The following is a 15,530-nucleotide window of genomic DNA, read 5'->3' on the forward strand; positions in this document are numbered from 1 at the left end:
TAATTATACATTATTAAAATCTTACGTGGACAATGCCGATAGGCATTGTCGCTTGCTTGCCTGGTTTTAGGTTGATTGGAGTGAAAGTCGTGAAATATATTAGTTTATTGGGTGCGACAGGTTCTATTGGCACTCAAACTTTGGATATTATAAAAGAGCATCCAACAGAATTTGCATTAGTAGCAATGTCTGTTGGACATAATATAAATTTAGCAAAAAAGATAATCGCAGAATTTCAGCCAGAGTTTGTGTCTGTGGCTAATAAGTCTGATCTACAGCTATTAACTTTGGATTTTCCTAACATTAAATTCACTTATGGTAATGAAGGTTTGACAGAAGTTGCAACCTATCATACAGCTACAACTTTAGTTAATGCAGTGATCGGAAGTGTTGGTCTTCAGCCGACATTACAAGCAATAGAAGCAAGAAAAACGATTTGTATTGCAAATAAAGAAACATTAGTTACTGCAGGTCATTTGGTGATGAGTGCTGCAAAAAAATATGGTGTGGATTTACTTCCGGTAGACAGTGAGCATTCAGCCATTTACCAGGCATTACAAGGAGAAAGAGAAAAAAATATTGAAAAATTAATATTAACTGCTTCTGGTGGGAGTTTTAGAGACCGTACTCGCAAAGATTTGGAAAATGTTACAGTTTCTGAAGCATTGAATCACCCAAATTGGTCGATGGGGGCTAAAATTACGATTGATTCTGCTACAATGATGAATAAAGGGTTAGAGGTGATTGAAGCCCATTGGCTATTTTCTGTTGGCTATGAAAAAATAGATGTACTGCTGCACAAAGAAAGTATTATACACTCTATGGTGGAATTTCATGACAGCAGTGTCATTGCCCAACTTGGAACTCCAGATATGAGAGTACCCATTCAGTATGCTTTAACTTATCCTGACCGCATGCCATTAAAAACTGCAAAGAAATTAAATCTAGCTGAGATTGGACAGCTTCATTTTTCAAAGATGGATTTTAAACGTTACCGTTGTCTTGAGTTTGCATATGAGGCAGGTCAAGCTGGCGGGACAATGCCTACTGTACTAAATGCCGCAAATGAGGCGGCTGTCCAAGCTTTTTTGGAAGGGAAAATAACTTTTTTACAAATTGAAGATATGATTGAGAAATCCTTAGCCCGTCATGATTGTATCGAAAGCCCTAATCTTACGGTTATAAATGAGGTTGATGAAGAGACGCGCGCATTTGTAAACTCACTTCTAAATTAAAAGGTGGTTATAATTTGAGTACAGTTATTGCCTTTATTATTATTTTCGGGGCATTAGTTTTTTTTCATGAATTAGGCCATTTGGTTTTTGCCAAAAGAGCAGGTATTCTTTGCCGTGAATTTGCCATTGGTTTTGGACCGAAAGTTTTTGCTTTTACGAAGGATGATACGGTTTATACAATCAGACTGCTCCCTATCGGCGGTTATGTCCGCATGGCCGGTGAAGATCCTGAGATGGTTGAAATAAAACCAGGATATCGAGTTGGTTTAATATTTGATCATGAAGAGCAAGTTAATAAAATTGTCCTAAATAATAAAGAAAAATATCCTGATTTGCGGATTATTGAAGTTGAATATGCTGATATAGAACATGATTTAATCATTAAAGGCTACGAAGAAGGGGATGACGAGTCCCTTAAAACTTTTAAGATCAGCAGGACTGCCAAGCTTGTCGAGAATGGTGCTGAAACGTTGATTGCTCCATATGATCGTCAATTTGCATCGAAAACACTTGGACAACGAACGATGGCAATCTTTGCAGGTCCTATGATGAATTTTGTTCTCGCATTTGTTGTCTTTGTTATCATTGCATTGATTCAAGGAATCCCAACGAATGAGCCCACACTTGGAAAACTGACTCCGGATGGTGCTGCATTAGCAGCTGGCCTTAAGGAAGGCGATGTTATTCACAGCGTTGATGGAGCAGAAATATCAAGCTGGGCGGATGTTGTTGAAATTATACAGCAAAATCCTGAACGTGAACTAGAGTTTTTACTAGACCGGAATGGCCAAGAAATGACAATTGATGTTACGCCAAAAAAGCAAGAATTAGAAGATGGAAGAACGATCGGGATCATTGGTGTATATAGTCCGATGGAAAAGTCGCCGTTAAAAGCGATTGCCTTCGGAGCAACAGAACTGGTAACATGGACAAAAGAGATCTTTGTAGCAGTTGGTAAGCTAATTACAGGTCAATTTTCGATTGATGCCTTATCAGGTCCTGTTGGGATATATGTTTCAACTGATACAGTGGCACAGTCAGGAATCCTGTATTTAATGAAATGGGCTGGAGTACTGAGTATCAATTTAGGAATCATGAATTTATTGCCAATACCAGCTCTAGACGGTGGGCGTCTAATGTTTTTTGCAGTGGAAGCACTGAGAGGAAAGCCGCTTGATAGACAAAAAGAAGGTATTATTCATTTCATTGGTTTTGCTCTTTTGATGCTCTTGATGCTCGTTGTCACTTGGAACGACATTCAACGATTTTTCTTGTAAGATTTTTTGGGCTATCTCGTAATTAGAGATAGCCTATAGATTTTAATTATAAAGTTTTGATGAAAAATGAGGTGTAAGAAAATGAAACAAAGTATGACGCTGATTCCAACGCTGCGTGAAGTTCCTGCAGATGCTGAAATAAAAAGTCATCAACTACTTTTAAGAGCTGGATTTATGAGACAGAACGCTAGTGGGGTATACAGCTATTTACCATTAGCAAAACGGGTACTGCAAAAGATAGAGAATATTGTTCGTGAAGAAATGGATCATGCTGGCGGGGTAGAACTTTTAATGCCAGCACTTCAGCAGGCAGAATTATGGCAGGAGTCTGGAAGATGGTATACATACGGACCAGAGTTGATGAGATTGAAGGACCGTCATGACAGAGAATTTGCTCTTGGGGCTACTCATGAAGAAGTAATAACTAGTTTGGTTAGAGACGAGGTAAAATCTTATAAAAGATTACCTTTAACACTGTACCAAATTCAAACAAAATTCCGTGATGAAAAGCGTCCGCGTTTTGGGTTGCTTCGCGGCAGAGAATTTATTATGAAGGATGCCTATTCTTTTCATTCATCACAATCGAGCTTGGACGAGGTCTATCAAAAATTATTTCAAGCTTATTCAAATGTGTTCAGCCGTTGTGGTCTTGACTACCGGGCAGTTATTGCAGATTCAGGTGCAATGGGTGGAAAAGATACGCATGAATTCATGGTCTTATCTGAAGTGGGTGAGGATACGATTGCCTATTCAGATACGTCTGATTATGCTGCGAATATTGAGATGGCACCAGTTATCAGAGAATATGCGAAAAGTAGTGAACCAGAAAAAGCATTAGAAAAAGTTATGACTGAAAATCAAAAAACAATCGAGGAAGTTTCAACATTTTTAAAAGTTGACCCTCAAGAATGTATTAAATCATTATTATTCAAAGTGGATGATAAATATGTATTGGTGCTAGTTCGTGGAGACCACGAAGTGAACGATATCAAATTAAAGAATTTACTGGAAGCTAGTACTGTCGAAATGGCATCTCCTGAAGAAACAAAGGAAATACTTGGCTGTTCAGTTGGTTCCTTGGGACCGGTAAATGTTGAGAGCGTTGAGATTGTTGCTGACCATGCAGTTGAATTTATCGTGAATGGAATATGCGGAGCAAATGAGGAACATGTTCATTTTGTAAATGTTAATCCAGGCCGTGATTTCCCTTCTGCACGTTATGCTGACCTCCGATTTATTCAAGAAGGAGATCCTTCACCAGATGGAAAAGGAAAGATACTTTTTGCTAAAGGTATTGAAGTAGGGCATGTATTTAAGCTGGGAACCCGCTATAGTGAAGCGATGGAAGCAACCTATTTAGATGAGAATGGGAGAACTCAGCCAATGATAATGGGATGCTATGGAATCGGTGTTTCAAGAACAATGGCTGCAGTTGCGGAACAATTTAATGATGAAAAGGGATTAGTATGGCCTGTCAACGTTTCGCCATATGATCTTCATCTTATTGCAGTAAATATGAAAGATGAAGGACAAGCTTCACTGGCAGAAGAACTATATGCTCTTTTTAAGGAAAACCGTTATGAAGTATTATTCGATGATCGTGCTGAAAGGCCAGGAGTAAAGTTTACTGATTCAGATTTAATCGGATTACCAGTTCGAATCACAGTCGGTAAAAAAGCTCCAGAAGGTATTGTAGAAGTAAAAGTGCGTAAAACAGGTGAGATGCTAGAGGTTCATAAGGACAATCTGGTTGAAACAATTAGTCAGTTATTTGCTAATCTATAAGATGATTACCGAGCGATTTTTGCTCGGTTTTTTCTATTCAGCTGGATATATTTTTCTCTAGGCTGCAAACTAATTCCTTTCGTTAGTTATGTTATAATTACTCTTGGTTTAATTAATAAAACTATTTTTAAGCTGTCGATCAGCCATATTATAAAATGAGGGGAGAGAGGTTGATGAGCAGTGAATCAGGTAAAAAAGAACGTTTCCAGCTTTTACTCCAACAAATGCAGCTAACGGACGATGCAATCGTTCCATACTTTAAACATGCTGAAATTGATAAAGTTATTGTTGAAAAAAAAGCGAGGAAATGGAGCTTCTCTTTTATTTTTGAAAATATATTACCATTCCATGTTTATAACCTTTTTACAACACAACTAAAAAAGACCTTTTCCCATATCGCAGGAGTTTCTTATACGATAAATGTCAAAAATCAAGAGATCTCTGAACAGTTAATTATAGATTACTGGAAGAGCAGTATAGAAGAGATTGATGGTATGTCACCTCCGATTATTAAGTTATTAAATGAACAAATTCCATCTGTTAATGGCAATCGGATTGTTTTAAGAGTTGGCAATGAATTAGAAGGTACTACTGTTAAAAGAAAATATGCCAACTTAATAAATGATTCCTATCAGGGGTTTGGTTTTCCTCCTCTTGTCATTGACACAGAAGTGAATGAAAACCATGCGAATGAACAGTACGAACAATTTCTACAAGCTAAACGTAAAGAGGATGAAGAAAGAGGTCTGCAGGCATTACTTGAAATGCAGAAACAAGAGGCTGAAAAAGATTCCTCGGGAGGCGAGGTGCCTTCAGGTCCTGTTACAATTGGTTTAACGATTAAGGATGATGCTGATTTCCGCAGACTCATTGATATTGTCGACGAAGAAAGACGAATTGCGATTGAAGGGTATGTGTTTGCAAGCGAGACAAAGGAATTGCGCAGTGGAAGAACATTGCTTACCTTTAAGATTACTGATTATACCAGCTCCATTATTGTTAAGATGTTTTCTCGAGATAAAGAGGACGCAGCCATTTTTGAAAGAGTTAAAAAAGGAATGTGGCTAAAAGTCCGCGGAAGCATCCAGAATGATACATTTGTACGTGATCTCGTTATGATTGGAAATGATGTTAATGAAATCAAACCAATTGAGAGAAAAGATACAGCGCCTGATGATGAAAAGCGAGTAGAGTTACATCTTCATACGCCAATGAGTCAAATGGATGCTGTCAGTTCTGTAGGAAGCTTGGTATCTCAAGCAAAAAAATGGGGACATAAAGCAATCGCTATAACAGATCATGCTGTGGCACAATCCTTCCCTGAAGCATTTAGTGCAGGTAAAAAACATGATATTAAGATCCTTTATGGAGTTGAAGCGAACCTTGTTGATGATGGTGTACCTATAGCCTATAATGATGCGCATCGCTCCCTTGCAGATGACACATATGTCGTATTTGATGTGGAAACAACGGGGTTATCTGCTGCCTATGACACCATTATCGAGTTAGCTGCAGTGAAAATTAAGGAAGGTGAAATCATTGATCGGTTTGAGGCATTCGCAAACCCTCATCATCCGTTATCTGCAACAACGATTGAATTGACTGGTATCACTGATGAAATGGTACAGAACGCACCCGACATTGATGAGGTACTGAGAGATTTTCACCAATGGTCAGAAGATGCCGTTTTCGTTGCCCACAATGCATCGTTTGATATGGGGTTCTTAAATGTAGGATACAAAAAAAGCGGCCTTGATAAAGCGAGTAATCCCGTCATTGATACATTAGAATTGGCACGCTTTTTGTATCCAGAAATGAAAAACCATCGTCTTAATACATTGGCGAAGAAATTTAATGTTGAGCTCACGCAACATCACCGTGCGATTTATGATGCTGAAGCAACAGGACATTTGCTTAACATTATGTTAAAGGAAGCGATTGAAAAAGGGATTGAGTTCCATGATCAGTTAAACGACAACATGGGTCAAGGGAATGCCTATCAACGCAGCCGTCCCTATCACTGTACGTTGATAGCTCAAAACGATGTAGGGTTAAAAAACCTTTTCAAACTCGTTTCCATCGCTCATATTAATTATTTTTATCGTGTTCCGCGTATTCCTCGATCCGTCCTGCAAAAATACCGTGAAGGAATTATAGTAGGTTCTGGTTGCGATAAAGGGGAAGTTTTTGAAGGGATGATGCAAAAGGCGCCAGAAGAGGTTGTCGACACGGCTAGATTTTATGATTATCTTGAGGTTCACCCGAAAGAAGTTTATGCGCATTTATTAGAATTAGATTTAGTGAAAGATGAGCAAAACTTGGAAGATATTATTCAAAAAATTATCAAGCTTGGTGAGGATTTAGATCTTCCAGTTGTCGCAACTGGAAATGTTCATTATTTAAATCCTAATGATAAAATTTACCGGAAAATACTTGTCAATTCCCAAGGCGGGGCCAATCCTTTAAATCGACATAAATTGCCTGATGTACATTTTAGAACAACAAACGAAATGCTTGAGGCATTTAGCTTCCTTGGAAAAGAAAAAGCAAAGGAGATTGTTGTAACAAACACGAATAAAATTGCTGATATGGTCGAAGTGATTAAACCAATTAAGGACGACTTGTATACACCTAAAATTGAAGGTGCAGAAGAAGAAATGAGGTCAATGAGCTACAGTATGGCCAAAAGTATTTATGGAGATCCTCTGCCAGAAATCGTTGAGGCACGTTTGGAAAAAGAACTGAAAAGTATTATCGGGCATGGTTTCGCCGTTATCTACTTAATTTCTCATAAGCTTGTAAAAAAATCATTAGATGATGGCTACCTTGTTGGTTCCCGTGGATCAGTAGGATCCTCCTTGGTGGCAACGATGACAGAAATTACAGAGGTTAATCCTTTACCGCCGCATTATGTTTGTCCTAATTGCAAAACCTCTGAATTTTTTAATGATGGTTCAGTAGGGTCAGGGTTTGATTTGCCTGATAAGGACTGCCCGAACTGCGGAGAGGTATTCAAAAAAGATGGACATGACATTCCGTTTGAAACTTTCCTTGGTTTCAAGGGAGATAAGGTGCCAGATATCGATTTGAACTTTTCTGGGGAATATCAGCCCCGGGCTCATAACTATACAAAGGTTTTGTTTGGTGAAGATTATGTATACCGTGCTGGTACTATAGGAACAGTTGCTGATAAAACTGCGTTTGGTTATGTAAAAGCTTATCAGCAAGATAATGATCTTCAACTACGCGGTGCTGAAATTGAAAGACTAGCTTCTGGCTGCACCGGTGTAAAACGTACAACTGGACAGCATCCTGGAGGAATTATAGTTGTACCTGATTATATGGACATTTACGATTTTAGTCCGATTCAGTTTCCGGCTGACGATCGAAACTCTGAATGGAAAACGACCCATTTTGACTTCCATTCTATCCATGATAATGTATTGAAGTTAGATATTCTGGGACACGATGACCCGACCGTTATTAGGATGCTGCAAGATTTAAGCGGTATTGATCCAAAGACGATTCCTACCGATGATCCTGAAGTGATGAAAATCTTCAGTGGGACTGAGGCATTAGGTGTAACAGAAGAACAAATCATGTGTAAAACTGGAACACTTGGCATACCTGAGTTTGGAACACGATTTGTACGTCAAATGCTGGAAGATACAAAGCCAACTACATTCTCAGAATTAGTCCAGATTTCTGGATTGTCACATGGTACTGATGTATGGCTCGGGAATGCTCAAGAACTAATTCATAACAATATCTGTACACTAAGTGAAGTAATCGGGTGTCGTGACGATATCATGGTATATTTGATTTATCAAGGTTTGGAGCCTTCATTTGCTTTTAAAATTATGGAGTCTGTTCGTAAAGGGAAAGGCTTAACAGATGAAATGGAAGAAGAAATGAGGAAAAATGAAGTTCCGGAATGGTATATTGATTCATGTAAAAAAATAAAATATATGTTTCCTAAGGCCCATGCCGCTGCATATGTCTTGATGGCAGTTCGAATTGCTTATTTTAAAGTTCATCACCCAATTCTATATTACGCAGCTTATTTCACAGTAAGGGCGGAGGATTTTGATGTAGATGCGATGGCAAAAGGGTCACAAGCAATAAGAGCAAAAGTTGAAGAAATTAACGCTAAAGGGTTAGATGCAGCACCAAAAGAAAAAAACCTTTTAACCGTATTAGAATTAGCACTGGAAATGAGTGAAAGGGGCTACTCTTTCCAGAAGGTGGATCTTTATCGGTCACACGCTTCTGAATTCATTATTGATGGAAAATCCCTGATTCCACCATTTAATTCAATCCCTGGACTTGGAACGAATGCCGCGATTAATATCGTAAAAGCAAGGGAAGAAGGAGAGTTTCTTTCTAAAGAAGATTTGCAAAAACGGGGGAAGGTTTCAAAAACCATTATTGAATACTTGGACAACCACGGATGCTTACAAGATCTACCTGAGCAAAACCAACTATCATTATTTTAGTAGACAACTCTATGTCTATTTAAAACGGCGTCATGCCTTTAGTATCAATGAACGGACAGCTATTCCATTTGCATAAAAAATTTGGATATGGTATAGTTTTATTGGAAATACTAACGATAACTCTCGTAACCAAGAGTGGGGTCACCCCACTCTTTCGTGTTGTGTAGACTTTTTTTACATAGCTAGCTTATGAATAAGCTTTTGTTTTATCCTCAAACAGTGCTGATAGATAATTGACATGACCTTTTATGTCAGGAGGGAAATAATGAGTAAAGTGATAGAAGTTGTTGAGGGTTTAGCTGCTCCTATTGTTGAAGAATTGAATTTAGAATTAGTCGATATTGAATATGTTAAAGAAGGGAAGAACTGGTTCCTTCGTGTGTATATCGATAAAGATAATGGAGTAGATATTGAGGAATGTGGAGTTGTCAGCGAAAAACTCAGTGAAAAATTGGACGAAATAGATCCAATTCCATATAACTACTTTCTTGAAGTATCATCACCTGGAGCTGAACGTCCATTGAAAAAAACAAGGGACTATGAAAAGGCAGTTGGTAAAAATGTGTTTATTAAAACATACGAACCGATTGATGGTGAGAAGACGTTTGAAGGTGTATTAACGGATTTTAATGGTGAAGAAGTGACGATCGACATTTTAATCAAAACTAGGAAGAAAAGCATTAAAATACCGATGGAAAAAATTGCGAACGCACGTTTAGCCGTTACATTCTCTTAAGAGTAAAAAATATTGCAGATAGGTTAAAAGGGGGATACATACTAATGAGCAGTGAATTGCTTGATGCTCTTGTATTGCTTGAAAAAGAAAAAGGAATCTCAAGGGATGTTATAATTGAAGCAATTGAAGCGGCATTAATATCAGCATATAGAAGAAATTTTAATCAAGCGCAAAATGTTCGAATTGATTTAAACCTTGGCTCCGGAACGATGAGAGTGTTTGCTCGTAAAGAAGTAGTTGAGGAAGTATTCGACCCTAGATTAGAAATTTCTTTAGAGGATGCACGCAAAATTAATCCTAACTATCAGATTGAAGATGTGGTGGAATTAGAAGTAACACCAAAGGACTTTGGCCGTATTGCAGCACAAACTGCAAAGCAGGTTGTTACTCAAAGAGTTAGAGAAGCAGAAAGAGGTATTATCTATTCTGAGTTTATCGATCGTGAAGAAGATATTATGACTGGGATTGTTCAACGTGTCGATTCGAAGTTTATTTATGTAAGCTTAGGAAAGATTGAAGCGATCCTGCCAGCAAACGAACAGATGCCGAACGAAAGATATAAACCCCATGATCGCATAAAGGTGTTTATTACAAAAGTAGAAAAAACAACGAAAGGTCCACAAATTTTCGTTTCTAGAACACATCCCGGATTACTTAAAAGATTATTCGAGATGGAAGTTCCTGAAATATATGATGGAACAGTTGAAATAAAGTCTGTGAGCCGCGAAGCGGGGGACCGTTCAAAGATTTCTGTTCATTCCGATAATCCTGAAGTTGACCCAGTAGGCTCTTGTGTAGGTCCTAAAGGAACGAGAGTACAGGCCATTGTAAATGAGTTGAAAGGTGAAAAAATTGACATCGTAAAATGGTCTGATGATCCATTTGTTTTCGTTGCTAATGCTTTAAGTCCTTCTAAAGTGCTTGATGTAATCGTCAACGAGGAAGAAAAGGCAACAACTGTTGTAGTGCCTGATTATCAACTATCGCTTGCCATTGGAAAGCGTGGTCAAAATGCTCGTTTAGCTGCAAAGCTGACAGGTTGGAAGATCGACATCAAATCAGAAACAGATGCCAGAGAGGCAGGGATTTACCCTCGAGAAGAAGGCATTTTAACTTTTGATGATGAAGATGATTCAGACTATGATTCCGACTTCAGCTTAGATTTTGATGATAACGAAGATATCCTTGATTAAGTGTGAGGTGAATGATGAATGAACATGAAAAAGAAAAAAGTTCCTATGCGAAAATGTGTCGCTACCGGTGAAATGAAGCCGAAAAAAGAACTCGTTCGCATCGTTCGCTCCAAAGAGGGAGAAGTGTCCATTGACTTAACGGGAAAAAAATCTGGTCGTGGAGCTTATTTATTGAAAGATAAAGATGCAATTTTAAAGGCGAAGAAGAAAAATATATTAAAAAATCATTTAGAAGCTGAGATCGATGAATCTATTTATGAAGAACTATTAGAAATGATAGAGAAGGAGAAACGACTATCCTGATGAATTCAAATAATCAATGGATGTCATTACTTGGCTTAGCCAATCGAGCACGTAAAATTATTTCCGGTGAGGAACTCGTTGTAAAGGAAATTAGAACGAATAAAGCAAAACTTGTTTTATTATCTGCGGACGCATCTGCTAATACAGCGAAAAAAGTAACGGATAAATGCAAATCCTTTTCAATTCCATATAAAATTGTTGAAAACCGTTTTTTGCTCGGTCAATCGATTGGAAAAGAAGCCCGCGTAGTAGTGGCCGTTTTAGATGCAGGATTTGCTAAAAAGCTAATCACGTTGCTCGATTAAATCTAGCGGGGGTGTAAATATGAGTAAAATCCGAGTTTATGAATATGCAAAACAACATAATGTATCAAGTAAAGACGTAATTTCAAAACTAAAAGAAATGAATATAGAGGTTTCTAACCATATGACAACAATAGAAGAAGATACGATCAAAAAGCTTGATCAAACATTCAACAAACAAGAGGATAAGCAGCCTCAGAAGAAAAATCAACCTTCAAAACCAGCTCCACAGCAATCCGTTCAGCCGAAATCGAAAGCAAGTGCGTTTGAAGATGATGATGATAAAAATACTGCGCCATCTAAGGTGAAAGTAAAGACGGCACCTAAGGCACGTGATGGAAAAAAAGGTGCTCAAGAAAATCAATCTAAAGAGGCAAAGGCTTTTAATAAAAATAAAGCTAAAAATACTTCAAATAAAAACAAGAATCAGCATAACAAAGGCAAAAACCAGCATCAGCCATCAAACAATCAGCCGCAAAAGAAAAAAGAGAAGGAACTGCCATCTAAAATCACATTTAGTGAGTCACTTACAGTTGCTGAGCTTGCAAAGAAGCTTCATCGTGAGCCATCTGAGATTATTAAGAAACTGTTCATGTTAGGTGTTATGGCGACAATCAATCAAGATCTCGATAAAGATGCTATTGAATTAATTGCTTCTGAGTACGGGGTTGAGGTTGAGGAAGAAATCAAAATAGATACTACTGATCTAGAGGTTTACTTTACTGAGGATGAAGATGGAGATTTAGTTGAAAGACCATCGGTTGTAACCATTATGGGGCACGTTGACCATGGTAAAACAACTTTACTTGACTCCATTCGTCATACAAAAGTTACCGCTGGTGAAGCAGGCGGAATCACACAGCATATTGGTGCATATCAAGTTGAGGAAAATGGTAAAAAGATTACATTCCTTGATACTCCAGGACACGCCGCTTTTACTACAATGCGTGCACGTGGAGCTAAGATTACCGATATAACTATTCTTGTTGTTGCTGCTGATGATGGGGTAATGCCGCAAACTGTTGAAGCAATTAACCATGCGAAAGCAGCAGAAGTACCAATCATTGTTGCTGTTAATAAGATTGATAAGGAAGCAGCAAACCCAGACCGCGTGATGCAGGAGTTAACAGAACATGGATTAATTCCTGAAGCATGGGGCGGAGAAACAATTTTTGTCCCTCTTTCTGCTTTAACAGGTGAAGGAATTGACAACTTATTAGAAATGATTCTTTTAGTGAGTGAAGTAGAAGAATATAAAGCTAATCCAAACCGTAAAGCCATTGGTACTGTCATTGAAGCTCAATTAGATAAAGGCCGTGGATCTGTAGCAACACTACTTGTTCAGAATGGTACACTTCATGTTGGTGATCCGATCGTAGTTGGTAATACTTTTGGCCGTGTTCGTGCAATGGTTAATGATCTTGGCCGCCGTGTGAAAGAAGCAGGCCCTTCTACACCAGTAGAAATTACTGGATTAAATGATGTACCGCAGGCAGGAGATCGCTTTGTTGTATTTGAAGATGAGAAAACAGCCCGCCAAGTTGGGGAAGCAAGAGCATCACTTGCTGTTCAGGCACAAAGAAGTGAAAAGACACGTGTAAGTTTAGATAATTTATTTGATCACTTGAAACAAGGTGAAATGAAGGAACTTAACTTAATTGTAAAAGCTGACGTTCAAGGTTCAGTTGAAGCAGTTGTAGCTGCTTTCCAAAAGCTTGATGTTGAAGGTGTTAAAGTTAAAATCATTCATACAGGTGTAGGAGCTATTAATGAATCTGACATCACATTAGCTGCCGCTTCAAATGCAATTGTGATTGGTTTCAACGTACGACCTGATGTTAACGCAAAACGTGCAGCTGAGTCTGAGGAAGTTGATATCCGCTTACACAGAATTATTTATAAAGCAATTGAGGAAATCGAAGCGGCGATGAAAGGGATGCTTGACCCAGAATTTGAAGAAAAGATCATTGGGCAGGCAGAGGTTCGTCAAACATTTAAGGTATCAAAGGTTGGTACGATCGCTGGTTCTTACGTTACAGATGGTAAGATTACCCGTCACAGCGGTGTGCGCTTGATCCGTAATGGCATTGTTATCTTTGAGGGTGAAATCGATGCTTTAAAACGTTTTAAAGATGATGCCAAGGAAGTTGCACAAGGATACGAATGCGGAATTACCATTAAAAATTTCAATGATGTGAAAGAAGGAGACATCATTGAAGCATATATTATGGAAGAAGTGGTACGTTAATGATAGTTGGGCTAGCTGCCTTTGAATGCTTAATCTACGATGCCCATTCTTTAAAAGAAAAAAGAGCTGTACTGCAAAGGGTGATGACCCGTTTAAAGCAAAAGTTCAACGTATCAGTCTCTGAGGTTGATTTTCAAGATGTGTGGCAAAGAACAAAGATTGCTATCGTAGTGGTAACCTCTTCTCAAGTGTCAACAGAAACAGAACTGCAGCATGCATTAAGGTTTATCGATTCTTTTCCAGAAATTGAACGTACAATTACGGAGATAGAGTGGTTATAAGGAGTCATAACTGCAGAGAGGTTTTAAAACAGTCTAGCTTCGGCGCTAATCCCTCTGAGAGAAGGTCGCAAGAAATTATAGTTTGCAAATCTCGATGAGGGACTCCAATTGCGCCAACGCATTATAACGAGGTGACATAAAATGAGCCTTAGATCCAATCGTGTTGGAGAACAAATGAAAAAGGAACTAGGGGAAATTATTGGACGGAAAATAAAGGACCCTCGGATAGGGTTTGTGACCGTAACGGATGTTCAAGTAACCGGTGATCTGCAGCAAGCAAAAGTGTTTATTTCTGTTCTTGGTGATGATGAACAAAAAGAAAATACTTTAAAGGGACTTGCTAAAGCAAAAGGCTTTATTCGTTCAGAAATAGGGCAGAGAATCAGACTTAGAAAAACACCGGAAATTATCTTTGAATTTGATGAATCAATCGATTATGGTAACCGGATCGACTCTCTTCTTTATCAATTGAAGGAAGATAAATATAAGGATTCTGAACGGGAAGAATAACAGGTCAGATGAAGGATGGAAAAGGGGGTAGACAGTTAGTCTATCCTTTTTTCAATTACAAAAGACTGCCAACAGTGTTGAGAAACGGAGGATGTGGATGGAAGGGATTCTGCCATTGTATAAACCTAAAGGAATGACATCACATGATTGTGTCTTCAAGCTGCGTAAAATGTTAAGAACAAAGAAAGTAGGCCATACAGGTACGCTTGACCCCGATGTAACGGGTGTATTGCCAATCTGTATTGGGAGAGCAACAAAAGTAGCGGAATACATAACGGAGGCTGGAAAATCCTACGAAGGGGAAGTCACAATAGGTTACTCAACAACAACGGAGGATGCTGGAGGAGACGTTGTTGAGAAGAAGAAAGTTGTTAAAGCATTTTCAAGAGAAGAGATTTTAAATGTACTAAGAAAGTTAACAGGGGAAATACAGCAAACACCTCCTATGTATTCTGCTGTCAAAGTGAATGGAAAGAAACTGTATGAATATGCGAGAAGTGGGATACAAGTTGACCGTCCTACGAGAACAGTCACTATCTATAGAATTGATTTATTGGATGACCGGGACGTTTTTAGCGGAGAAGAAATAAAATTCCGCTTTCGAGTATCTTGCAGTAAAGGTACGTACATAAGGACTTTAGCAGTGATGATAGGTGAAGAATTAGGATACCCAGCACATATGTCTGAATTGTCCAGAATCCAGTCAGCTTCTTTTAAGCTGGAAGACTGCTTTACTTTTGAGAATATTGAGGAAATGATTGAAAAAGGTACGATTATGGAAGCGTTAAAACCGATTGAGGACGGTTTGTTAAATTTGCCGAAATACAAAATAAGTGATAAATTAATTGAGAAAGTAAAAAATGGAGCTGTCTTACAAATGCCTGACGAACTGGAGGATGTTGGTCCATTCGTTATGGAAGCTCCAGATGAAACAGCATTAGCTATTTATGAGGCTCATCCAAACAAGCCAGGATTAATGAAACCGGTGAAGGTGTTAAGAAATTAAACCGTTTACACAGGTTTTACAACAATAAAGGTAAAAGTATAAACTTTGACTACTGTTTAGCTCCAGCGCCTGCCCCCTCAAGGCCACAAGTCACTTCTCTATAGTCAAGGCGGAGAGGTTCGGCTTGGTTGTCCTAGATTGGACTAGGCGCTTGCGCT

The 15,530-nt window shown here is 38.5% G+C and carries 12 protein-coding genes; all 12 read left to right on the forward strand.

Annotation, left to right across the window (positions count from 1 at the left end):
• The first annotated feature begins 89 nt into the window (after positions 1-89).
• The 12 genes from dxr to truB all read left to right on the forward strand — a co-directional run bounded on the left by dxr (position 90) and on the right by truB (position 15,372).
• Positions 90-1,235 carry a 1-deoxy-D-xylulose-5-phosphate reductoisomerase gene (gene dxr, locus CZ487_RS07780; protein ID WP_077211554.1) on the forward strand — a complete coding sequence of 382 codons (1,146 nt, stop codon included), beginning with the start codon at positions 90-92 and terminating at the stop codon, positions 1,233-1,235.
• 14 nt (positions 1,236-1,249) lie between these two features.
• Positions 1,250-2,512 (forward strand): RIP metalloprotease RseP, encoded by a 1,263-nt coding sequence (gene rseP / locus CZ487_RS07785; RefSeq protein WP_077211555.1) that lies wholly within the window; start codon positions 1,250-1,252, stop codon positions 2,510-2,512.
• A gap of 81 nt (positions 2,513-2,593) precedes the next feature.
• Entirely contained in the window at positions 2,594-4,297 is a 1,704-nt protein-coding gene (locus CZ487_RS07790; RefSeq protein WP_077211556.1) for a proline--tRNA ligase, read from the forward strand.
• A 173-nt stretch (positions 4,298-4,470) separates the two neighbouring features.
• Positions 4,471-8,793, forward strand: a complete 4,323-nt coding sequence (locus CZ487_RS07795; protein ID WP_077211557.1) for a PolC-type DNA polymerase III — start codon at positions 4,471-4,473, stop codon at positions 8,791-8,793.
• Positions 8,794-9,058: 265 nt separating this feature from the next.
• Complete coding sequence (gene rimP, locus CZ487_RS07800) at positions 9,059-9,529, forward strand: ribosome maturation factor RimP (RefSeq protein ID WP_077211558.1); 471 nt, start codon at positions 9,059-9,061, stop codon at positions 9,527-9,529.
• A 44-nt stretch (positions 9,530-9,573) separates the two neighbouring features.
• The gene (gene nusA, locus CZ487_RS07805; protein ID WP_077211559.1) at positions 9,574-10,722 is read left to right on the forward strand and encodes a transcription termination factor NusA; all 1,149 of its coding nucleotides are present in this window, start codon (positions 9,574-9,576) and stop codon (positions 10,720-10,722) included.
• Positions 10,723-10,740: 18 nt separating this feature from the next.
• Positions 10,741-11,025 (forward strand): RNase P modulator RnpM, encoded by a 285-nt coding sequence (gene rnpM / locus CZ487_RS07810; protein WP_077211560.1) that lies wholly within the window; start codon positions 10,741-10,743, stop codon positions 11,023-11,025.
• Complete coding sequence (locus CZ487_RS07815) at positions 11,025-11,330, forward strand: YlxQ family RNA-binding protein (RefSeq protein ID WP_077211561.1); 306 nt, start codon at positions 11,025-11,027, stop codon at positions 11,328-11,330. The genes rnpM and CZ487_RS07815 overlap by 1 nt, the downstream gene beginning before the upstream one ends.
• 19 nt (positions 11,331-11,349) lie before the next feature.
• The gene (infB, locus tag CZ487_RS07820) at positions 11,350-13,575 is read left to right on the forward strand and encodes a translation initiation factor IF-2 (RefSeq protein WP_077211562.1); all 2,226 of its coding nucleotides are present in this window, start codon (positions 11,350-11,352) and stop codon (positions 13,573-13,575) included.
• On the forward strand, positions 13,575-13,856 hold the full coding sequence (locus CZ487_RS07825; protein WP_077211563.1) for a DUF503 domain-containing protein: 282 nt from the start codon (positions 13,575-13,577) through the stop codon (positions 13,854-13,856). The genes infB and CZ487_RS07825 overlap by 1 nt, the downstream gene beginning before the upstream one ends.
• Before the next feature lie 141 nt (positions 13,857-13,997).
• On the forward strand, positions 13,998-14,366 hold the full coding sequence (gene rbfA / locus CZ487_RS07830) for a 30S ribosome-binding factor RbfA (RefSeq protein WP_077211564.1): 369 nt from the start codon (positions 13,998-14,000) through the stop codon (positions 14,364-14,366).
• A 97-nt stretch (positions 14,367-14,463) separates the two neighbouring features.
• The gene (gene truB / locus CZ487_RS07835) at positions 14,464-15,372 is read left to right on the forward strand and encodes a tRNA pseudouridine(55) synthase TruB (protein ID WP_077211565.1); all 909 of its coding nucleotides are present in this window, start codon (positions 14,464-14,466) and stop codon (positions 15,370-15,372) included.
• Positions 15,373-15,530: the final 158 nt, after the last annotated feature.

This window comes from Robertmurraya dakarensis (assembly GCF_900156875.1).
GTDB classification, from domain to species: domain Bacteria; phylum Bacillota; class Bacilli; order Bacillales; family Cytobacillaceae; genus Robertmurraya; species Robertmurraya dakarensis.